The organism is Variovorax sp. P1_G12 (assembly GCF_056405555.1).
Genome location: NZ_JBFUBW010000062.1, coordinates 1 through 20625 on the forward strand (window position 1 = coordinate 1; position 20625 = coordinate 20625).

General features: G+C 63.5%; 21 protein-coding genes and 7 pseudogenes. 8 read left to right on the forward strand and 20 right to left on the reverse strand.

Going from position 1 to position 20625, the window contains the following annotated elements:
• Positions 1-498: phospholipase D-like domain-containing protein (locus AC1D2O_RS36385; protein ID WP_478158813.1), on the forward strand; the 498-nt coding region annotated here is incomplete at its 5' end.
• 199 nt (positions 499-697) lie between these two features.
• Here the strand turns inward: AC1D2O_RS36385 and AC1D2O_RS36390 are convergent.
• The 9 genes from AC1D2O_RS36390 to AC1D2O_RS36430 all read right to left on the reverse strand — a co-directional run bounded on the left by AC1D2O_RS36390 (position 698) and on the right by AC1D2O_RS36430 (position 7725).
• Complete coding sequence (locus tag AC1D2O_RS36390; RefSeq protein ID WP_478158814.1) at positions 698-1708, reverse strand: formylglycine-generating enzyme family protein; 1011 nt, start codon at positions 1706-1708, stop codon at positions 698-700.
• An 89-nt stretch (positions 1709-1797) separates the two neighbouring features.
• Positions 1798-2181, reverse strand: coding sequence for a hypothetical protein (locus AC1D2O_RS36395; RefSeq protein ID WP_478092552.1), 384 nt, complete (start codon positions 2179-2181; stop codon positions 1798-1800).
• Between the two features lie 96 nt (positions 2182-2277).
• Positions 2278-2583 carry a hypothetical protein gene (locus AC1D2O_RS36400; RefSeq protein WP_478158815.1) on the reverse strand — a complete coding sequence of 102 codons (306 nt, stop codon included), beginning with the start codon at positions 2581-2583 and terminating at the stop codon, positions 2278-2280.
• Positions 2584-2710: 127 nt separating this feature from the next.
• Positions 2711-3034 carry a cell envelope biogenesis protein TolA gene (locus AC1D2O_RS36405; protein WP_478092548.1) on the reverse strand — a complete coding sequence of 108 codons (324 nt, stop codon included), beginning with the start codon at positions 3032-3034 and terminating at the stop codon, positions 2711-2713.
• A 147-nt stretch (positions 3035-3181) separates the two neighbouring features.
• On the reverse strand, positions 3182-3961 hold the full coding sequence (locus AC1D2O_RS36410) for a DUF3313 domain-containing protein (RefSeq protein ID WP_478158816.1): 780 nt from the start codon (positions 3959-3961) through the stop codon (positions 3182-3184).
• 38 nt (positions 3962-3999) lie between these two features.
• Positions 4000-4524, reverse strand: a complete 525-nt coding sequence (locus tag AC1D2O_RS36415; RefSeq protein WP_478158817.1) for a hypothetical protein — start codon at positions 4522-4524, stop codon at positions 4000-4002.
• Complete coding sequence (locus AC1D2O_RS36420) at positions 4524-5396, reverse strand: DUF2092 domain-containing protein (protein ID WP_478158818.1); 873 nt, start codon at positions 5394-5396, stop codon at positions 4524-4526. Before AC1D2O_RS36420 ends, AC1D2O_RS36415 begins: the two co-directional genes overlap by 1 nt.
• Positions 5397-5562: 166 nt before the next feature.
• Positions 5563-5733 carry a hypothetical protein gene (locus AC1D2O_RS36425; RefSeq protein ID WP_478092539.1) on the reverse strand — a complete coding sequence of 57 codons (171 nt, stop codon included), beginning with the start codon at positions 5731-5733 and terminating at the stop codon, positions 5563-5565.
• Between the two features lie 159 nt (positions 5734-5892).
• Complete coding sequence (locus tag AC1D2O_RS36430; RefSeq protein ID WP_478158819.1) at positions 5893-7725, reverse strand: sensor histidine kinase; 1833 nt, start codon at positions 7723-7725, stop codon at positions 5893-5895.
• A 44-nt stretch (positions 7726-7769) separates the two neighbouring features.
• Here AC1D2O_RS36430 and AC1D2O_RS36435 point away from each other — a divergent pair, with 44 nt between their 5' ends.
• The gene (locus tag AC1D2O_RS36435) at positions 7770-8741 is read left to right on the forward strand and encodes a tripartite tricarboxylate transporter substrate-binding protein (protein ID WP_478158820.1); all 972 of its coding nucleotides are present in this window, start codon (positions 7770-7772) and stop codon (positions 8739-8741) included.
• 103 nt (positions 8742-8844) lie between these two features.
• On the opposite strand, the pseudogene AC1D2O_RS36440 reads toward AC1D2O_RS36435, so the two are convergent.
• From AC1D2O_RS36440 to AC1D2O_RS36450, 3 genes and pseudogenes are all read right to left on the reverse strand, one after another.
• Positions 8845-8976: pseudogene (locus tag AC1D2O_RS36440) on the reverse strand (IS6 family transposase); the annotation flags it as partial.
• A 67-nt stretch (positions 8977-9043) separates the two neighbouring features.
• On the reverse strand, positions 9044-10495 hold the full coding sequence (locus tag AC1D2O_RS36445; protein ID WP_478158821.1) for a coniferyl aldehyde dehydrogenase: 1452 nt from the start codon (positions 10493-10495) through the stop codon (positions 9044-9046).
• A gap of 63 nt (positions 10496-10558) precedes the next feature.
• A complete protein-coding gene (locus AC1D2O_RS36450) occupies positions 10559-12193 on the reverse strand; it encodes an AMP-binding protein (protein WP_478094297.1) in 1635 nt (544 codons plus the stop codon).
• Positions 12194-12470: 277 nt separating this feature from the next.
• Between AC1D2O_RS36450 and AC1D2O_RS36455 the strand changes: the two genes are divergently transcribed.
• The 4 genes and pseudogenes from AC1D2O_RS36455 to AC1D2O_RS36470 form a co-directional block, all read left to right on the forward strand.
• Complete coding sequence (locus tag AC1D2O_RS36455; protein ID WP_478158822.1) at positions 12471-13391, forward strand: LysR family transcriptional regulator; 921 nt, start codon at positions 12471-12473, stop codon at positions 13389-13391.
• A 218-nt stretch (positions 13392-13609) separates the two neighbouring features.
• Positions 13610-14443 (forward strand): sterol desaturase family protein, encoded by an 834-nt coding sequence (locus AC1D2O_RS36460; protein ID WP_477650413.1) that lies wholly within the window; start codon positions 13610-13612, stop codon positions 14441-14443.
• Positions 14440-15135: an SDR family NAD(P)-dependent oxidoreductase gene (locus tag AC1D2O_RS36465; protein WP_477650411.1), complete on the forward strand. Its 696-nt coding sequence runs from the start codon at positions 14440-14442 to the stop codon at positions 15133-15135. Before AC1D2O_RS36460 ends, AC1D2O_RS36465 begins: the two co-directional genes overlap by 4 nt.
• Positions 15136-15174: 39 nt before the next feature.
• Positions 15175-15321: pseudogene (locus tag AC1D2O_RS36470) on the forward strand (IS6 family transposase); the annotation flags it as partial.
• A 1-nt stretch (position 15322) separates the two neighbouring features.
• Here AC1D2O_RS36470 and AC1D2O_RS36475 read toward each other — a convergent pair.
• Positions 15323-15693 (reverse strand): annotated as a pseudogene (locus AC1D2O_RS36475) (IS30 family transposase); the annotation flags it as partial.
• Positions 15680-16231, reverse strand: a pseudogene (locus AC1D2O_RS36480) (IS110 family RNA-guided transposase); the annotation flags it as partial. The pseudogenes AC1D2O_RS36475 and AC1D2O_RS36480, both read right to left, overlap by 14 nt.
• A 191-nt stretch (positions 16232-16422) precedes the next feature.
• On the opposite strand from AC1D2O_RS36480, the gene AC1D2O_RS36485 reads away from it, so the two are divergent.
• Complete coding sequence (locus AC1D2O_RS36485; protein ID WP_478158823.1) at positions 16423-16956, forward strand: hypothetical protein; 534 nt, start codon at positions 16423-16425, stop codon at positions 16954-16956.
• Positions 16957-17479: 523 nt separating this feature from the next.
• Here the strand turns inward: AC1D2O_RS36485 and AC1D2O_RS36490 are convergent.
• The 5 genes and pseudogenes from AC1D2O_RS36490 to AC1D2O_RS36510 all read right to left on the reverse strand — a co-directional run.
• A complete protein-coding gene (locus AC1D2O_RS36490; RefSeq protein WP_478094339.1) occupies positions 17480-17869 on the reverse strand; it encodes a hypothetical protein in 390 nt (129 codons plus the stop codon).
• A complete protein-coding gene (locus AC1D2O_RS36495) occupies positions 17866-18471 on the reverse strand; it encodes a hypothetical protein (protein WP_478094338.1) in 606 nt (201 codons plus the stop codon). Before AC1D2O_RS36495 ends, AC1D2O_RS36490 begins: the two co-directional genes overlap by 4 nt.
• A 1-nt stretch (position 18472) precedes the next feature.
• On the reverse strand, positions 18473-18676 hold the full coding sequence (locus tag AC1D2O_RS36500; protein ID WP_478094337.1) for a hypothetical protein: 204 nt from the start codon (positions 18674-18676) through the stop codon (positions 18473-18475).
• A 526-nt stretch (positions 18677-19202) separates the two neighbouring features.
• A complete protein-coding gene (locus tag AC1D2O_RS36505; protein WP_478094335.1) occupies positions 19203-19370 on the reverse strand; it encodes a hypothetical protein in 168 nt (55 codons plus the stop codon).
• Positions 19371-19516: 146 nt separating this feature from the next.
• Positions 19517-20005, reverse strand: a pseudogene (locus tag AC1D2O_RS36510) (acetaldehyde dehydrogenase (acetylating)); the annotation flags it as partial.
• 40 nt (positions 20006-20045) lie between these two features.
• On the opposite strand from AC1D2O_RS36510, the pseudogene AC1D2O_RS36515 reads away from it, so the two are divergent.
• Positions 20046-20141: pseudogene (locus tag AC1D2O_RS36515) on the forward strand (acetaldehyde dehydrogenase (acetylating)); the annotation flags it as partial.
• Here the strand turns inward: AC1D2O_RS36515 and AC1D2O_RS36520 are convergent.
• A pseudogene (locus AC1D2O_RS36520) lies at positions 20131-20625 on the reverse strand (Tn3 family transposase); the annotation flags it as partial. The pseudogenes AC1D2O_RS36515 and AC1D2O_RS36520 sit on opposite strands and share 11 nt — an antisense overlap.

Here is a 20625-nt window from a genome sequence, read left to right on the forward strand (position 1 = left end):
GTGCAGAACGAGCGCTACCAGGACACCGTGATCATCGAGCGCCTGGTGCGGGCAGCGATCCGCGGCGTCAAGGTCCACATCCTGACCAAGCCGCCGCATTCGCTCAAGGCCGAGAAGCTGATCGAAGGGGTGGGCGGGCTGCGCATCCTGCAGGACGTCGGTGCCAAGGTGCACACCATGAAGCACCTGAAACTGCACGCCAAGATGATGCTGGCCGATGGTGAGCGCGCGATTGTCGGCTCGATCAACCTCGCGCCGGGCAGCTTCGACGGCCGGCGCGAACTGGCGATCGAGAGCGACCATTCCGGGACGGTGCAGCGCCTCGAGGACACTGCGCGTCGCGACTGGGCGTCCTCGCACAAGATCGACCTCAGCGACGCCGGCCTTCTCCATGACCTGCAGAAGCGCCAGCTCGATCCGAGCAAGCTGGTGCTCAACGACGGCGGCGGCGGGCCCGTGGCGGACAAGCCGAAGAAGCACAAGGGAAAGAAGGACTGAATGGCGGCGACGTCTGCAACCGGTGCCCTGCCTCACGCCACACGAGATGCCATCGATCGTCTGATCCGGCGATGCATCCATTCGGGGTCATCGGAACGTGGCTTGATGTCCAGCAGTTTGCTGACATCGCGACGGCGCATCAGCTTGTCGAGCAGATATGCAAACTTCGATGTCCTCGGTCCGCTCTTTGCCGTCGATGTTAGGTGTCAGAGTCGATTCGATGGCGAACTCGAGGGCCCTCATTCGAGGAGATGCGCACGATGCATCGAAACCCGAGATGGGAGGTCGATGTGTCGATCGGTTGCGCCATGCGCGCGGCCGGCCGGTAGCGACGGCAGTAGCTCGGCGCGCACAGGTGCGAGCCGCCCTTCATGACCTTGCGCGGTATCGGCAACTGCGGCATCCCAGGATCGAAGCTCTGCGCCATCGATGCACCGCGTGGATTCAACGGGATGCAGCAGGACTTGAGCTGCTCTTCCGGGTGACGGGGCGCGTACCAGCTTTCCGTCCATTCCCAGACGTTGCCGATCATGTCGTAGAGACCGTAGCCGTTGGCGGGGAAGCTGCCCACGGGAGAGGTGCCGGCGAAGCCGTCCTCGGCCAGGTTCTCCCATGGAAACTCGCCCTGCCAGATATTGGCCTGATGACGCCCGCCGGGCGTGAGCTCGTCGCCCCAGGCGTACTCGGCGCCTTCCCGCCCGCCGCGCGCAGCGAACTCCCATTCGGCCTCGGTAGGGATTTGTTTATTGGCCCACTTCGCATACGCTTCGACATCGCTCCAGGCGAGATGCACGACGGGATGGTCGTCCTTTCCCGCGATGCTGCTGACCGGCCCTTGCGGATGGCGCCAGTTGGCATCGGCGACGAACTGCCACCACTGGAAATGATCGCGCAGGCTCACGCGATGAGGCGGCGCGACAAAGACCGATGAGGCCGCCTTCAACATCTCCGGCAGCGCACCGGGATAGTCCGCTGGATTGGGCGGTAGCTCGCAGAACGTGATATGGCCGGTGGCTTCCACAAAGACTCTGAACTGCGCATTGGTGATCGGGGTGGCGTCCATCCAGAAACCGTCGACCGTCACGCGATGGCTCGGCGCTTCCTCGGGGTAGTGACGATCCGAGCCCATGCGGAAAGTGCCGCCGGGAACCCATCGCATGCCGGGACAGGGGGCGACCGTTCCGTTGTTCGATGCGTCGTCTTCAGTCATCACGGAGGTCCTCAAAAAGGGTATTCAAGCTGCGTAAGGGGAGGATCTTGTGCATGGCGCGTGATCGGTTCGAGGCAAGCAGAGTGAAGTCATGTCGCCGACTTGGTCGCATGGCCTGTGTTGTAGCCGATTGTTTGAGATAACGATTCTTCACGAAGCATTACCCCATCCCCCTGTTCCAGGCCGACCCGGGTGCTGCGACATTTCTTCAAAGTAGCGTACGCCGCAGAGAATTCAGCATCGGACAGATACGCGATCATCTTGACCCATACTGGCTCGCTCCCTTTACGGCTGCTTGCAATGATGCGCGACGTCCATTTCTGGCCATTCCAGCTACGGCAAATCACGAATGGCCTGTCGACAGATGGAACGTCAAAAAATACCTGGGCTGCCTGTTCGGCTTGCCGATAGCGAATGCCCTGATTGCTGTTCGAACCCACGAGGTAGGAAGTCGGGTAGTCGCTGATACTCATCGATCTCGTTGACAAAACATGACTTCACGAGAGGGTCAGCAACTGCTGCCTTGAAGCGTTGACGACCTCGCATTTCTTGCACCTTCGGAGCCAGGTTCACTGCGCGCGCTTGTACGTTCCCGGCGGCAGGCACTTGCTGGCACCGGTGACCCTGAGTTCGGTGAACTGGAAGTCGGACTTGATGGTGTAGTCCTTACCGGCGTGCGAATGGCTCGCATGGGTGCGGGGGCGGAACTTCTTGTCGGGACACAGGCTGGACACAAACTCATTGCCCAGGCGGCCGCCGACGCGCCATTCGATCTTGGTATTGCCGCTCGCGTAGATTCCTTCGAAGTCGTCGTTCGCCAGCGTGCCGGTCGACACGGCGGCGAGGACGATGGACCCAAGGATCTGCTTTTTCATCTGGAACGCTCGCTGAGAAAGGGCATTCGCCAGGGGATCCCGACGAAGGCATCATCGCCTGGGCGTCGTCGCCTTGAGGCCGGGTCGGGCGTCAGCAAGGCTTCCAGCAAGTGGGTGTGCCCACAGATTACTTGGCGCCGACCATGTCAGGCGTGCCGCCGTTCGGGGTCGGCCGCTTGTTCGGATTCTTTGTCTCGCGTGCGTTGACGCGAGCCTGTCCGGCCGCCGCTGCCTTGCCTGTGCCGATGGCATCGTTCTGGGCAGACGTCGCCTCGTCATCACCCGGTTTCTTGACCTTGCCTTGCGGCCGAGCATCGACCTTGGACTGGGCGCGATCTTGCGGCTTGCTGTTGGTGATCACTTGTTCCTGCGACGAGGCACCGGCAGGATTCTGGGCATAGGCGCCAGCCGTGAACAGGCCGGCGATCAGGAGTGCGAGGATTTTGCTCATTGCGATGCCTTCAATGTTGGTGGATCAAGCGTCATTGTGTGAGTGGTCGCACGTCAATTCCATCCCGGCGGCTACCTAGCAGTACGTACGTGGAGAGAAGATGGGCCGCTCGTTGCTTCGGGAGTGAGTGTCGGGAGGTCTGCAGGCTCAGGAAGCCGTAGCGCGCAGTTCGCTGAACCTTCGTGCGAAGAGGGCCGACCACTTGTTGAACGCGTCTCGCGCGTAGGTCCAGCTTTGGAAGGAGCTGGCATAGCCATTGAGCCAGGCCTCCGTCGCGGTCGAGGCGCCGCTGTTGAGGTCGGCTGCGTACTTGAGGCCAATCTCCGTGTCCGCGCATTCGCCCACGACGGCGCCTGTGGCGCCATCCCTGAACTGCGCTTCCAGCCCGGTCTGTCCCATGTAGGGTGTCGAGCCCACGGGCCGACCGGTCGCTGCACCGGAGCCCATTTCCGCCACGAAACCGTAGGGCACCGCGGTACCCGCCAGGCTCTCGACGGTGTTGGTCGGCACCAGCGCCGTCAGGGCGAGCCGGATGCGCAGGACGCCAGAGCCGCTCGTCGTGACGATCTGCGCCTCGGGGGTCAGATCTCGCACCAGCGCCGCATGGAAATAGTCGATCAGCACCTTCAGATCGGTGGGATCGATCGGCCGCTGCTCGGCCGTAGGCTTGATGTAGACCTGGATCCGTTCGATCATGACCTTGTCATAGCGCTTCCAGTCGACCCCGGCCTGGCGCCAGCAGAGCAGGCCGCCGGTGGCGGCGACGGATTTCAGTTTTCCGGAATCGCTCAGAAAGCCCACATTGGCGACCTTGTCCTTCGCGTTCTCGGAGGCCACGACGTTGGTGCCGGCGCCGGGCCCCGCGCAGCCCGCGAGCCCAAGGACGCTGCAGACCAGGGCGGGAAGAAGGACCTGATGCAATTTCATGCTGACTTTCCGTTGAAAAAAGGAACCAAGCGCACAGCTCAGGGTGCGCCCACTACGCTGTAGTACACGCCATTCGCCCCGTAAAAAGGCCGGAACCAGCTGTCGCCATAGCGGTAGTAGTCCACGCCGTAGCGGTTCACCATCACCGCGCCCTCGGGCGGGCGGGCGTAGTTCACACCGATGGGATACACCGCGTGATTGGCGATCGCCATGCCGGCCGCCGCCCCCACGATCGTGCCTGCTGCCACCGCGCCCGCGCAGTCGTAGCAACCCGCGTGGTAATACGGGACCGCCACCGGCGCGTGATAGGGCGCATAGCCTGCGTACCCATACCCGGGAGGGCGATAGGTGCTGAAGCCGCCGGGGGTCGTATGCACTGCACCCATGCCGTAGGCGCCGGTGGTCGTGCCGCCCCAGCGATTGGTGTGGCTGGCCCAGCCAAAGCCGCCTTGCGAATGGCCACCGAACCGGTTGGCGCTGACCCAGGCCGCGGCCTGTGGATGGAATCCTGCGGCGAGCAGCAACGCGGCCGTCGCTGAAAGAAGGGTCTTGGCGATCGTCATCACTGAACTCCCTGCGCTGGTTTGACGACTCGCTTGGCAGGTGGCTTCGCTGCCGCCACGGGTTTGGGCGCTGCAAACTCGATCTTCTTCGCATTGACGGCACTCAGTGCGGCAAAGGCTTCGGCCGCAATCACGGGATCGAGTTTCCAGTTCGACAGTTCGACCTGGTGGCGCAGTTGCAGCGGATCGCCTCGGAACACGGCGCGCAGCTTGCGCGGCAGTTTGTCATCGGCCCCAAGCCAGATCTGCATGAAGACCTGATCGTTGGCGATCGCCACCATTTCCGTGGTGGTGCCGCCCACGACCTTCGACGGTCCAATGTAGAAGGCCCGGGCCAGCCCCTGGCTCAGGGTCTGGTACGGATCCGCTGCGAGGATGTCGGCAAAGGGGAAGTAGATGGCTGCGCGCTCGAAGGCCTGCTTCAGCATCGCGTCGATCGTCGGAGGGGCTGGCGAGACCGCCACCAGGTTCTCCGCGGGTGCGAAGGCCGTCATCGTCGTCCCGTCGTAATGGAACTCCGAAGCCGGGCCATCGCCGAGCGTCACGACTCGCAGCTTGTCCGGCCGCTGCAGCAACACCTCTGAACTGGTCGCGTACACGAGCGAAGGACCGACGCTGCTCGGGCTCTCGTAGCTCGCCACCGCCGTGAAGCCCAGCGACTTGGCGCCGGTGAGCGCGGCGCTCATGCCGCGCAGCAACTCGAGGGCCCTCTGTTCGAGCCGGGGCGCCTGCGCCACGGCCGCCTTGCTCGCGGGCGAGGCAGCCGGCTTCGAAGCTGGCTGCGCCTGCGCGGCCAGCCCCGTCGCCATCGCTGTCGCGAACAGCAGGCCGCGCATGGAGAATCGACGGACCAAGGGTCGTGCTCGGGTCATTTGACGCCTCTTTCGGGTTGTTCAAGCGCTCCTGCGCGACGCCGGAAGGTCGCACAGGATCCCGAAGCGTAGTCGGCACCCAGGCCGCCGAACATCGTGGCGAGCACGCGATCCGATACCGTGGCCCCACGCAGCGAAATAGGTGCGGCCACGTACGACTTCGGTTTCACTTGACCTCCGGGCACGCTCGGCATACTGCCGCATGCAACTGGCGCATGCTGACCGGTCGCTCGAGGAAATCGGTCGCATCCAGTCGGGCGATGTCGATCGCGCTACGGAACGCAGTGTGCGGACCCAGCACGATCACCGGAACGCCCACGGCCTCCGAGGACTCCATGGTGGGCGGCAGGACGAGCCGGGTCGATCCGAGCGGCCACTACTCCAGCGCCGAACTGTGAACCTCGGTGGTGAGGCCGATCGAGTTCACCAGTTCGCGCACCGAGTCGCGATTGGCTTCGTCGTCATCGATGATGAATACGGTGGGTTCGGTCGTGGTCTATTGGAGAATTGGAAGCGTGAAGCTCAACGAGGCTCCGCCGCCGGGATTGTGCGATGCCCAGAGTTTGCCGCCGTGGGCCTCGATCAGCTTGCGGCAGATGGCCAGGCCCACGCCGAGACCGCTCGACTTGGTCGAATAGAAGGATTCGAATACTCGCTCCAGGTGGCCTTCGGCGATGCCGACGCCACGGTCGGCGATATCGATCCGCACCTCGTCGCGCTCGCCGGCGCGGATCGCAATGGCGATCTCTCTTTCACCACCAGGTCGCGCGCCTTCGATCGCCTCCATGGCATTGCGCAGCAGATTCATGACGACCTGCTGAAGGTGCACTTCATCGACCCAAACCACCGGGAGGGGAGACGCGGAGGAAAACCGGATGCGGATGTCGCGGAGTTCGCAGTCCAACTTCAACATTTGGACGCTCTTTCTCACCGCGTGCTCCAAATCGATCGACTTCGAATCCGGTTCATGCCGCTGAGCCATGTTGCGCATGCTGATCACGACGTCCCCGGCGCGCCTGGTCTGCGCGATCACCTTCTCAATCAATTCCACAATCCGCGACAGATCGGGGGTTGCTTCGCCAGCCCGCCGGCGAGCCGCCAGCGCGTAGTTCTCGATCGCACCGATCGGCTGAGTGATCTCGTGGGCGAGCGCGACAGACATCTCTCCGGCTGTGTGGATCCGAACCAGATGCGCCAGACGTTCACGCCAATGAGCCGCTTCAGTCTCCGCAGCGAGCTTGCGGCGCTCGGATGCCTYGCGCGCGTGCACGCTGCCGAACACCTCGGCGAGAAGGCGAATGCCCGGCATCAGCGCTTCCGGCCACTCATGCACGCCCTGCATACACGCGATCGAAAGGGTACCTGCGTTGCCGCCTGAGACGGAAATTGGCACCACGAGCAGCGATCGGACGCCCAGGTCACGCATGGCTGTAGCGTCGTCTCCAGCCTCCAGAGGCAGGTCGGCAACGCGAGCAATTCGGACGGCCGTGCCTGCCGCCGTCTGGGCGTTGATCCACGGAAGCGCGCTCGCCCGATTCCAGCCCACCGGCAGGTCGATGGAGTCCGCTTGCCAATGCTGAAAGACGTCTTCATGACCATCGTCGCGGAAGTGCAGCCGGAGTGCGACGTGATCGGCACCGGCGAACTCGCCGATCTGGCGCAAGCCGGTGGAAATCGCGTGATCCGCCTTGTGCGCCGTTGCAAGCACCAGCGTTGCAAGGATGCTGGTCGCGATCCGCTCGAAGCCGATAGCAAGCTCGAGTTCTTCCTGCGCACGTTGTCGCGCCACGACGCCGCCGAAGATCTGCGCGAGCAAACGCAGGCGCGGCAGGAGATCCGGTGGCCAACTGCGTTCGAAGCGAACGCAGGCGAAATTGAGGGCGCCCTGAAGTTCACCTTCAATGAAGAACGGCATCATCACGTGCGACCTCATGTCGATCTTGCGCCAGGTCTCTTTGTCGAGGCTTGCCTCCGGCGGCAAGTCATCCAGGTGGGAGAACACCACTGGCTCGTTGGCTCTCGCTTTCGCCAGGAGCCACGGGTTCACGACTTGGGCCGGGAGGAACTTGGGCGCACGCATGGCACCCTCCACCGCGTACGAGTGAGTGATCTCGACACGGCCGTTCAACGTCAGGACACGGCCAAGGGAACATCGACAGATGCCCAGGGCCTCAACAATGCGCGCGAGGCAGTCCTCGATGGCACGATCGACATCCTGCAGAGGCATATTGATGAACGAGGCAGACACCGTCGACAAGAGGCGCTCAAACCCTAGCAGGTCGTACACCACAGGCGGAAACGTCGGCGTGGATCGGCTGGGTTCAGTCATTGATGAAAGATAGTATTCTCCGAGGTCTTTCGAGGAGGTAGTGCATGCGTCGAGTCCGGGTTTTTCTGTTCGTGCTGGTTCTTGCGTGGCACGTCATTCCCGGAGGACTTGCCTATGCGCAGGACAACAGCGCTGGCGTGACGAAGCTCCTGCTCCCGTTCGAGGGTGGATCGGGCCGACCCGTTGCGGAGTTGTTGGCCGAGAGCGCTCGGGTCCTGCTCAGACGGACTGTCGTGGTCGAGAACAGGCCAGGTGCCAGTGGACGCATCGCCGCGATGGCGTTGAAGCGTGCTGCGCCCGACGGCGCGACAATCGCGCAGTTTTCCATCGTGGTGCCGGTCATCGGACCGTTGTCGTTCAAGGAAGTCCACTACACGTCACGTGATTTCGAGCCCATTTCGCAGATCGCGACTTACGATCTCGCCCTTGCAGTGCCCAACTCGCACCCGGCGCGGTCCGTCGCCGAACTCGTTGACTGGATGAAGAAGAATCCAGCCCAGAGATTCTACGGAAGTCCAGGTGCTGGAACGCTTCCGCACTTTCTCGGCGTGATGATCGGCAAGTCAATCGAAACCGACATGACGCACGTGCCGTACAAAGGGCTCGCGGCCATGAAGATCGATCTTGTCGAAGGCACGATTCCTTGCGGCATTTCAGTGGTTTCCGATCTCATCGACCTGCACCGCGCCGGCCGCATCCGCATTCTTGCCACGTCGGGAGCGAAGCGAATTTCCCAACTTCCCGACGTGCCGACATTTTCAGAGCAAGGCTACCCGGGCATTATGGCGAGCGGATGGGTGGGCATCTTCGCTCCTGCCGGAACGCCCCGAGCGATAGTCAACGAGTGGTCGGCTGCGCTAATCACCACGATTCGTTCGCCCAAGATGCGGCAGAAGTTGATTGATTTCGGGATCGAGCCGACCGGCACATCGCCCAACGAGTTTGCGGCGATCGTCGATGCAGACATCGCCCGCTGGGCGCCCATCATCAAATTGTCCGGCTTTCAGGCCGAGTAGAGAGAGTCATGAATCTGGGGGAAGGCTGGCTTGGCAAATTGAGACTGAGCGTAGGTCGTGACCGCCCGCTTCCAGGCAGTCATTTGTGCAATGGCGCCGGAACCACGTCGCGCTCGAACAGCAGTTCCTCGATGTCGCGCAGGCTCAGTTGAAATCGAAAATACCAACGCACCGCCTGGCTGATCACCACCGCAGGGAACCGATGACCGTGATACAGCACCTCTTTTTTTTGCATCGGGAAGGCTTACGACATCGCCAACGTGACAATGCCCACCGGATCACTCGCGCCTGCCCTTGTCTCCTCAGTCGCTCTTGCCAAGGTAAAACCGCATCGAAAGCCGCTGCACCAGGTTGCCATACGGCGGATAGAACAGCCCGATCGGAAACCACCGATGCCGCTTGAACACGGACTTGGCATGCGAGAGTTCGCGAAAGCCTTCTTCCCCGTGGTAGGTGCCCATGCCGGAGTTGCCGGTGCCGCCGAAAGGCAGGTCGTGCTGGAAGACATGCCAGCCCCAATCGTTGAGGGTCACTCCGCCGGCATGGGTTTCCCGTAGCACGCGTTGCTGTTCGGCGCTGCTCAGGCCGAAAGCGTAGAGCGACAATGGCCGGTCGCCACGCCGCACCAGCGCCATCGCATCGTCCAGGCGGTCGTATTCGACCACCGGCAGGATCGGCCCGAAGATCTCTTCCTGCATCAGCTGCATGCGGTCGTCCACACCAGTAACGACGGTCAACGCCATCTGGCGACCGGCGCCCGCGACGTCGCCGCACTGCAGCAGGGTCGCTCCCTTGGCCCGGGCATCGTCGAGCAACTGGCGCAGCCGCGCCGCGTGGCGCTCGGTGACGATGCTGGTGTACTCGGGATTGCCGCCGACGGTCGGATACAGCTTGCCGAATGCCTCGCGTACCGCGGCGGCGAACTCGTTGGATTTGCCACGCGGCACGAGCGCGTAGTCCGGCGCGACGCAAATCTGCCCGGCATTGAAGGCCTTGCCGTGCGCGATGCGCAGCGCCGCATCGCGCAGGTCGGCGTCTGGCCCGACGATGGCCGGCGACTTTCCGCCGAGTTCCAGCGTCACCGGTGTCAGGTTGTCGGCCGCCGCGCGCATGACCTCGCGGCCCACCCGCGGCGAGCCGGTGAAGACCAGGTGGTTGAAGGGCAACGCGTTGAAAGCCTGCGCGGCTTCGACCGCGCCGCCGAATATGGCCACCTCATCTTCGCCAAAACACTCGCCCAGGATCGTGCGCAGCAGCGCGGTGGTCCGTGGCGAAAATTCCGAAACCTTGACCATTGCCCGGTTGCCCGCGGCCAGTGCCGCGATCAGCGGGCCGATGGTCAGGTACAGCGGGAAGTTCCAGGTGCCGATGATGCCCACCACGCCCTTGGGCTGGTATTCGACCCAGGCGCTGTTGGTGAGGAACAGCAGCTCCGTGCCGCGACGCCGCGGCTTCATCCACTTGCGCATGTGAGACAGGGCGTGCCGGGCTTCCAAAATCGGGCCCATGACCTCGACCAGCTTGGTCTCGGGCCCGGCGCGAACGCCAAAATCCGCGTTCACCGCAACGACGATGTCGTTCTGGTGGCGGCGCAGCGCATCGATCAGCCGGTGCAGCTTGGCCTTGCGCGCCGCGAGGTCCGGATACGGGGCGGCCTCGAAGGCGCGGCGCTGAATGTCGAACAGGCGGTGCATGCGCTGGATCTCCGCCGCATCGGCCACGTGGAGAGTGAGGGGGGTCGGGACGGCATTCATGTCAGTGCTCCAGTTTCTTGGCGCGGAACATGCCCGCGCACCGTTTTGTCTCGGGCGGGTTGCTCATGCCACGTCGCGCAGTTCGCGGCGAAGGATCTTGCCGACCGTGGACTTGGGCAACGCCTCGACGAAGCGCACGATCCTGGGCACTTTGTAGGCGGTGAGCTGTTCGCGGCAATGTGCGATGAGCTCGGCCTCGCCGAGCGTGGCGTTCGCCGCCTTGACCACGAACAGCTTGACCGCTTCGCCCGTCTTCTCGTCGGGCACGCCCACGCAGGCGCATTCGACGACCTCCGGGCAACCGGTGGCAATCGCCTCGACCTCATTGGGGTAGACATTGAATCCGGAGACGATGACCATGTCCTTTTTACGGTCCACGATCTTCAGGAATCCTTGCGCGTCGAAGCTGCCGATGTCGCCGGTGCGGAAGTAGCCGTCGGCGGTGAATGCGGCCGCGTTGGCCTCGGGCTGCTGCCAGTAGCCGTTCATCACCTGCGGGCCCCTGGCACAGATCTCGCCGACCTCGCCGATGCCGACTTCCAGGCCATCATCATCCAACAGCTTGATGTCGGTCGAGGGCATTGGCAACCCCGTGGTTCCAGTGAAATCCTGCACGGCGGCCGGGTTGAAGGTCAGGACGGGAGAAGTCTCCGACAGGCCGTATCCTTCCCGGATGAAGGTGCCAGTGAGCGCTTTCCACTTGTCCGACACCGCACCGATCACCGCCGCGCCGCCGCCGGCCGCCAAGCGCAAGTTGGACCAATCGACCTCCTTGCTTCGCGGGTGCGCCACTAGCCCCGCGTAGAGGGTGTTCACGCCGACGAAGATGCTCGGACGAGCCTTCTTGAGCGTGTCCAGGAAGCTGTCGAAGTCGCGCGGGTTGGTCACCAGCCAGTTGTCGGCCCCGACCGAGAAGTAGCTGATGAAGTTCACCATCAGCGCGAAGATGTGATAGAGCGGAATCGCCGTGACGATCACCTCTTCGCCCGGTCGCAACACGTCGGGCATGAAGGCCTTGAACTGCTCGGTATTGGCCACCAGGTTGCGGTGACACAGCGCAGCGCCCTTGGGCAAGCCGGTGGTACCGCCGGTGTACTGCAGGAGCAGCAGGTCGTCGCCATTGACATCGACCGGCGTAAAGGGCAGCTCGGCGCCTTCGGCCAGCGCATCCGTGAAGGCAACGGCGCCCGTCAGGCGTGCGTCCACCGGCGGGCTCGGCAGGACGACATCGCTGCCGTCGCTCACGCCGACGGTGACGATGGTCTTGAGCCGGGTCCTGGGCAAAACCTCGGCCACCGTGGCGGTGACGCCGCTGAAGACGACCAGGACCTCGGCACCGGCATCGTTGAGCTGGTGCTCGAGTTCACGCGGCGTGTACAAGGGGTTGACGTTGGCCTGCGCAGCGCCAGCGCGAATGATGCCGAGGAAGGCGATCGGAAAGGCCAGCACGTTGGGTGCCATCACGGCGACGCGGTCACCCTTCTTCACCCCCAACTTGCCTTGCAGGTAGGCCGCGAAGTTCCGCGAGAGACGGTCGAGATCGGCGTAGGTCAGCGTCTGGCCTGCGCAGCGCATTGCTGGCCGATCGGCGAAGCGCTTCATCGCCAGTTCCATCATGTCCACCACCGAGCGATAGGCGTCGGGGTTGATCTCCCTGGGCGTGTTGCCGTAGCTGGCTTGCCAATGTCGTCGGGTCATCGTGATTTCCTGGAATGAGGGGTCGTATCGCGGGGTGTGTGGCTCGTCTTCGGAACGGCACTCAAATCGTCAGAAGGGCGTGAACGAGCATGCTCGCGAAAAGCACTGAAATTCACCAGGTTGTCTCCTTGGCTTTGGTCGGCGGGCCGGGTCCTGTGTCTGAACACCGGAGCTCTTGGAATGAGGGCGATTGTTCAGGAGAACCCGAATTGAGTCCAATGCATAGTGGGTGGAGAATGAATGCAGTGGATGCAATCGCCTAACAAAGGAGCGACTTATGGACATCAAGCGCTGGGCACATATCGTCGCCGTCGCCGACCGTCGAAGCTTCATCCGTGCCGCCGAGCAGGTGCATCTCAGTCAACCGGCCCTCACGCGCAGCATCCAGGCGGCGGAAGCCGAGCTGGGCCTGCAGTTGTTCGACCGCGGGACGCAGGAGGTGGTCCCGACGCCGGCCGGTGAATTTGTCGTCGCGCGGGCTCGGCAACTGGTGTTCAACAGCCGTTGCCTCGAACGCGACGTCGAGCTCTACCGCAGCCGCGGTCTGGGCGACACGGCGTTCGGCGTCGGCCCTTTTCCTGCGGCATCCTTCCTGTCGCCGTTGCTGACGACGATGCGACGCGAGTTTCCGGGGATCAACGTGCGCGTCGAGATCAGCAATTGGCAGTTGCTATTGAAGCGCCTGCTCGAGGAAGACATCGAGTTCTTCGCTGCTGATACCAGGGACTTGCCTTCGGAACCCAACCTGCATATCCGTGCCCTGCGCAACGAGCCGGGGGGCTTCTACGTGCGCGCCGGCCACCCGTTGGCCCTGCGGGGATCCGTCACGCTGCGCCAGCTCTGGGCGCACGGCGTTCTCTCGGTGCGGCTGCCAGTTGACGTACGTGCGGTGCTCTCGCGCCTGCTTGGTCTCGGCTCGTCGGCCGAACTCTCTTTGGCTCTCGAGTGCGACGACGTCCAGTTGCTGAAAGACATAGCGCTTGGTTGCGACTCGGTTCTGGCCGCGACGCATGCCGCGGTGGCACGGGAGGTTGCTGCCAGCAGGCTTCACCTGCTGAAGGTCACTGGCCTTCCATCGGTATCAACGGAAATGGGGGTCGTCACTCTGCGTGGCCGCACACCGTCGCCGATGGCCACGCTCATCATCAGCAGGCTGTCAACCCCAGCCGCCCCGGAATCTGAGATCGAGCCGCTTTAAACCGTCTGACCATCGGGGGCAACTGACTTCCGCGGTATGCACTGGATGCAACGAAAGTGGACGAACATTGCATTGGACGGATGGCCGCCCATCGTCAAAGATACAGAGCCTACCGACCAACGGCGTCGCATGTACGTCGCCCACCACAACGGAGACAAACGTTGAGCCCCCTGCTTCAAAACACCTTGATCGTCGTGCTGATCCTCGGATTTGCCCTGATGGAATATGTCAGCCGGCGCTACCGGGCCACTGTCCACGCCACCAGCAACGACACCAAGCTCGAGCTGATGATGTTCGTCAGCTTGATCGCTATCGCCCAGCCGGTCGCGCTGCTTGGCTCGGAAAAGCTGTGCGAGTGGCTCATCCCGGGTCAGCGCGGCGCGCTGGCCGATCTGCCTTGGTGGGCCATGATTGGCCTGTTCCTCGTTGCCGACGATATGACGCAGTACTGGTGGCACCGCATCTCGCACTCCCCGCTGCTGTGGCCGCTGCACCGCGCGCATCACTCTGCCAAGTACATGAGCATCCGCATCACGTACCGCAACAACTTCTTCTATTACATGCTAATGCCCGGGCTGTGGCTGGCCGGCGTGCTGTTCTTCCTGGGCGCCGGGCAGGTCTACCTTGTCTATATCGTAGTGAAGATCGCTGTGATCCTGGGCGCCCACAGCGCTTGGCGTTGGGATGAGCCGCTGTACCGCATCCGCGCCCTCTCTCCGGTGATGTGGGTTGTCGAGCGGGTCATCTCGACGCCCGCCACGCATTGGGCACATCATGCCTTGAGCAACGCCGACGGCATCGGCCACTACAAGGGCAACTTCGGCAACATGCTCTTCTTCTGGGATGTGCTGTTCGGAACGGCGCACATCACGCGCAAGTACCCGACTGCGGTCGGACTGCCGGACGACCTGCTGTTCGGCGACGAACGCTGGACCGACCAGATGTTCTATCCGCTGTCGCATTCCAAGCGTGAGCACAGCGCGTTGCGCCCCGGAGGTCGGCCCTACGAAGAGACGCCGAGCCAGGATGCTCTAAAGCCCACGGCCTCATGAATCAGTCGCTTCGGAACAGACGCATCGTCGTCACAGGTGGTTTTGGCGTTCTCGGCCGTGCGGTAGGGGACGTCCTGCGAAGTGCCGGAGCGCGAGTCGCTCTGATCGACAAGGCGACCATACCGCAGGACCTTCCAAGTGGTTTCTCTGCGCAGGGCGGGACCGATCTTGGCCAGGAAAGCGAAGCGCGCGAGGCCCTCAATCACGTCACCATCGCGCTCGATGGCTTGGACGCCCTCGTCAACGTAGCAGGCGGATTCCAGTGGGAGACGGTGGAAGGAGGCAGTATCGAAACCTGGGACCGGTTGTACGCGCTCAACGTCCGCACGGCTTTCCTCGCATCGCAAGCGGCACTGCCACATCTGCTGGCGAGCAGCCACGGCCGCATCGTCAACGTCGGCGCCATCTCGGCTGGAAGCGCAACGTCGGGCATGGGCGCCTATGCGGCCGCAAAGTCCGGAGTGGCGAGACTGACCGAAGCCATGGCGGAGGAATTCAAGGATCGCGGCATCACGGTCAATGCCGTGCTGCCGGGCATCCTCGACACGCCCGCCAATCGCACCGACATGCCGAAGGCCGATGCCAACCGCTGGGTGGACCCAGCCGCGCTGGCGCGGGTCATCGGGTTCCTGCTCTCCGACCTCGCGGCGCCCATCACGGGCGCCCTCATACCCGTCAAAGGGCGCCTTTAGGGTCGGCTCTGTCGCGATAGTCGGTCGGCCACAACAGCCATGGTACCGCTGCACGTCCAACTTGCGAACTCGACCCTGCGAGGGGTTATCAGGCGTTTGCATTTCCCGTTGAAGATCATGCTGGTGTGCGTTCGCTGGTACGCGGCCTACCCTTTGAGCCTGCGCAACCTGGAAGAGACGATGGCCAGGATTTGTTGCCCGCCCCCTTGATGAAGTCGCCCTCCCAGTGGCCGGGCATCACGCGGTCCTCAATCTCGGGCGGGCGCACGTGGATGCTGACCATTTCGGGGATCTGGCCGCGGCGGTCATTGCCGCGCGAGCGCGGCAGGCGATGAGCTGGCGTCGCAGTTCGCCCCTGGGCAGGGCGTAGATCGCGGTGTAGATCGTTTCGTGGGACACGTGGCGTGCAGGCTCGTTGGGGAAGGAGCGCTTCAGGGTAGCGGCAATCTGCTGGGGCGACCACTTCCAGTCGAGCATCGTCAGGACAACGCGCCAGGCGACACCGTGGACATCGAGCGTGAGCGCCGGACGTGTGAACACGCGCGAGTTGCTCTCGCAGTACGTCCATCAACAAACCGGGCACCCGACCCTCAATGTCAGCCATTCGGCTTTGCAGGTCGGCCAAACCGGCCTGCCTGCCAGTTCTCAACGTCACGCCAAACTCGTAAAGCAGACTGCGCAGCTGATAGATCTGCATCGTCCGGAACTTGGTCAGCTGAGTGCGCACTCGGTGCATCCCCAGCACCGCTTGCTGTTCTTCACTCTTGACCGCCACAGTACGCATGCCTGGCTGCTGAACCGCAGTCCAGATCGCTCGGGCATCAGCAGCGTCAGTCTTGTTGGTTTGCACGAAAGGGCGAATGAACTTGGCGTGCAACAACACTGCTTCGTGGCCGAGCGCGTGGATCTTGCGCGCCCACCAATGCCGACTACCGCACGCCTCAAGCGCGACCCGCCCTGCAGAGCTCTTCGACAAGAAATCGATCAGTTCCGTCCGGCTGAAGCGTCGATTCACGATCTCTCCTGTGTCGGCATCGACCCAGTACATCTGAAATACGCGCTTTGCGATATCCAGACCATATGTCGTACGATTCATTTCGGCCCCTCCGTTCCTGAAGCGGGTGGATGGAGACACCACTTTGGCACCGTTCGGTTCCGGAGGTACCTGTTCCTTGCCCACCCGCCCCGTAAAGGCGGCGGGTGTCCATCCCATCTAGGCCTGGCGGAAGCTATATGATCTAGCGCTCGGACAACATTTGCGTGCTCCGGACGCAAGGAGGAACCATTGTGGCCGTCGAACCGAAGACGAAAGCGCCGTTGCGTCAGCGCACGATGAATGAGTTCAAGGAACTCTCGATCCTGACCAGCTATCTCTTCGTCGTCATTGCGGCCGCGAACATCATGAAAGCTGCGGTCCTCTACGACCATGGCATCGATGTTGCATATTGGGGCGTCGCCATCGTCAAGGCCGCCCTGCTCGCGAAATTCATCGCTCTCGGCAGGGCATTCAAGGTCGGCGAGCACAACGCGACCAGCCCGCTCATCTGGCCAACATTGCACAAGGCCCTCGCCTTCCTGTCTCTCCTGGTCATCCTGACGGTCATAGAGGAGATCGTCGTGGGCCTCCTGCGCCACAAGACAATGACGCAATCGCTTGCCGACTTCATCGGTCCGCGGCTTGCGGAAAGTCTGGCAGGCATCCTGATACTGCTTCTGGTACTCATTCCCTACTTTGCATTCGAGGTCCTCGCGGAAGCACTTGGGGAGCGAACGCTGGTCAGGATGTTCTTCGTAGACCGAAAGGCGCACTTGGTTCGGTAACCCAGATGCGCCCTGCTGTCTCGGCCGCTCGACGATGCCTATGCCTATGCCAAGCACGACTGTTCGCCGGTCGCAACCTATGGCACCAGCACGACCGAGAGTTTGTCAGTAAAAGCCGAAGCATTCTTCTCGTACCAAGGCAATGGCGGACCTATGTTCTTGCTCGATGCACCTGGCCCGAACCCCAGAGACTCTGGGCTTCTACTGCTGTGGCTCTTCTTCGCAATTCTTAGGCATGTCACACCGAAGGAAGACGGTACAACAGCCAGCATGACGCACGGGCGAATAGTAGATAAGGTGGAGGCAAAATGCCGTCATGCGCTGATTGGCCCACCAATCCGAAACTAACGAGGGAGTGGGCTTCATCGCCCGGTCATGCTCGGCGACTTCCTCGGGCGTCTCCGGGTATCCCGCCTTCAATCAGCGTCCCCTCGATGCGCTCCGCCTCGAGGTGCTCCTTGCGGATTTCTTCCTCGGTGCAGTGGTAGTGCTGTTCGAGTCGAATACCCGAGCGCGCGCCCCCCTATGTCGCGGCGCGCTTCCGGATTTCAACCTTGATCTTCTTCTGCGCCACCTTCGCGGCCCTCGGCGCGACGGCACCGGCCGGGACCGGCGCGCACCCGTTCGCGGCGTCGTAGACCATATCCCCGCCCTGATCCGTCGAGAAGATCGCGACGCTGTCGATTCCGACGATCGCAGTCGGCACGCTCTTTTGCTCCTGCCCAGGGTCGCCCATCCGGGTTGTCAGGGCGCCGAAGCGCAACTGCATGCCGACGCGCCACCATCCCTTCGTGATCCCCTTCGAGGCGAGGAGGGCAGCGGCGATCTCGGGCCACCCAAACAGGTGGTCCGGCACCTGGGCGCCGGACGCCGCTGGCGCTACTGGCGTGATGATTTTTCGCGTCGTGCTCATGTGAACAATTCCTGGGGGGCGGTGGTATCAGTGGTCGCGGCGACCGTCGAGGCGGCGTCGATAGCGTCGACCGCACCGTCGAACGTATAGAAGGCCGGGCCGGTCATGGCCTGCGCGATTGCCTCCCCGGCGTGTGCCTTGGCCTGCGCGTGCGCTCGGGCCTGCGCCTCCTCGATCGCTTCGTGCCAGCCCGCGCGGTCGACGAAGCGCAGGACGTAGTCGCACGGTTCCACGTGGCCATCGCCGGCCTCCATCGCGCGGACGGCGGCGGCGAGGCCGCGCTTCGCGTGGCGGGCCATCCAGATGAGCCGCAGCATATTGCCCTCGGCGACCGGGACCGGCCGCGTGCCCTTCTCCCACATCGCCGCGACTTGTCCCGTCTTCCCGCCGAGGCGCCCGACGTCGTCCTGCGTCATCTTGAGCCGCTTGCGCATGAAGCGCAGTTCGGCGGCCGTAAGCGGCGTCACGCGCGCGGCGATCGCGCCAGCGAGGGCGACATAGAGGCCGTCGAGGTCGCGGTACGAGACCGCCCCGTCCGGGTGCTCGACGACGCCGTCGATCACGTACACGTTGGGTAAGCCGGTACCCGGCAGCTTTTCCATTTCAGTTCACCTTCATGACTGTGATTACGGTGATGCTCGTCAGGTCGGTCCAGCCTTCACCGCCGGCTTCGAGGCCGCCAACGACGGCGCGGATGTGCAGGCCCCTGTGAACGACGTTGCACCGCCCGTTGTCTTCGGGGCCATGCGCCGTGCCCTTGCGGAGGCAGGTCAACACGTCGACGTGGTCGAAGCCGTCGTTGTCCATTTCTTCCTGAGCGTGCCTGATGAATCTCACGTTGGCCGAGTCTCGGGCGACGCGGCGTATCGCCTTCGTCAGCTTCGAATTCTCTTGTCCGAACGTTGGGGCCATTCTATACAAATTATAGGTTTGCACATGACGCCCAAGAAAAGCGGCGCCGCCGTGCTGGATTGCCGAACCGGGCGGGAATCGACGGGTAGCGAACCTCCGGGGTGGCGCAGATAGTAGCCGGGCGCTTTCCTCGTCCTAGAGGGTTGGAAGCGGATTCCAGTTGAAACCCGCGTGGCGCCTCAATCCGGCCCCGGCCCCTACGGGACGCGCGGGCAGCTTGGGCGAGGTCTAAGGGCGGTCCGGGCCGACCGCCGCCTAAGGCCCGTGCGTCGCCTGCCAGCACCCGCGCGGTCAGCCTCGACCAGCGCCAGCAGACGGGCCTCGTAGGGGGCGCTGCCCGCCAGCAGCTCGGCGGCGACCGGGCTGCTGGCCGGTGCCTGGACCAGGGCCACCAGCACGGCCAGCCTGACGTCGACGGAGGTCAAGGGCTGCGGTGAATCTTGCGCACGACGAAGCCGAGGTCGGGACTGTCGCGCAGCAGGCCATCGGGCGTGATGCCTTGCAGCATGGGGTAATCGTATTTTTTCGACAAATTGACACGGTCTCCCCGAAAAACGTCAATCACGACAAGCACTTGCAAACGGACCAAGCGAAGCAGGGCAGTGCGACTGGTGCAAATTGACACGATCACCGACCCGGCGCCCGTGAGACGAGAGGCCTATGGGTTGCGCGGTAGGGCAGTTCTGCTCCGGCGCCGGACTTGGCGTCCGTGCGATCTCGCGCTGCGCGGGCTCAGGTACCCGGCCCCGCCGACTTGCTCGCAATGGAGGCCACGATCTCCGCGTAGTGCACCGGCGCCACGCGCGATACCGCCCGCACCAAGGGAATGGTGGCCTGCTCGCCGCAGGTGACCATGTTGATGCTAAGCGCACCGAGGTGCTAGTCGAGGTTGACCACCGGCACCACGTAGGGGCCGATGGCCGCGGGCGTGAGGTCAATCACCTGCACGCCGTGCGCCTGCAGCAGTTCGTTGTGCCGCGCGTGCGCGCCGGCGGAAGTCGCGTCGAAGGCGATGCCGATCTCGGCAAAGCCCGGAAGGCGCAGCAGCCCCTCGATGGCGGTGATCGGCACGCCTTGACGCTCGGCGCGCGCCAGGCCGTCGGAGCCGGCGTCGATGCCCACCATCGCACCCATGCGAAGGTGCTTGGCGTGGCGCAGCACCTTGATCATGAAATCGGTGCCGATGATGGCCACCGGGACCTTGTGCTTGTCGCGTGCGTTCATGCGTAGTCCCTCATGCGCCGAAGACGGCGCGCACCTCGCGCGGGCCAACATCGACGAGTTCACCGATACCACCTTGCGTGCCATCGTCGAAATGGGCGGTGCGCGCCAAGGCAAGGCCATCATCGTGCTGAACCCTTGGCGCCGTCGCCCCAGTGCGCGGCCAGCGGAACCCGGCCCTGGAACTCGACCACGCGCTCGTTGGCTCGGCGCAAGCGCCCATGGGTCTCCGGCGCTCGCATCGCGACGGACACACAGGCAGTGTCCAACCTTCGGGGGTCAGTTCAGGGATCATCGCGGCGACGCTCTTGGCATCGATGTCGGTGCCGTGAGCGAGCAGGGCGGCATACAGCGCGAGCAGTTCGGCGGCGGATTCCGCCCGGTGGCCCAGGAGCGCCTCGCTGTAGTTGCACTGGGCATCGATCTCCGGCAGGAGATCGGGGAGCTGCGCGTCGCCGATCTTCCTGTCGATGAGCTTGCGCAAGCGCCGCGGCTCACCCTCCTCAGGCAGGGCCGTCACGGCAGGCAGATGCAGCATGCCGTGGACATCGACTTCAAGCGAACCCTGCTCGCAGGCTTCGCCGACGGCGGCGACGCCCGCACTCAGGTTGTGGAGGAGGGGG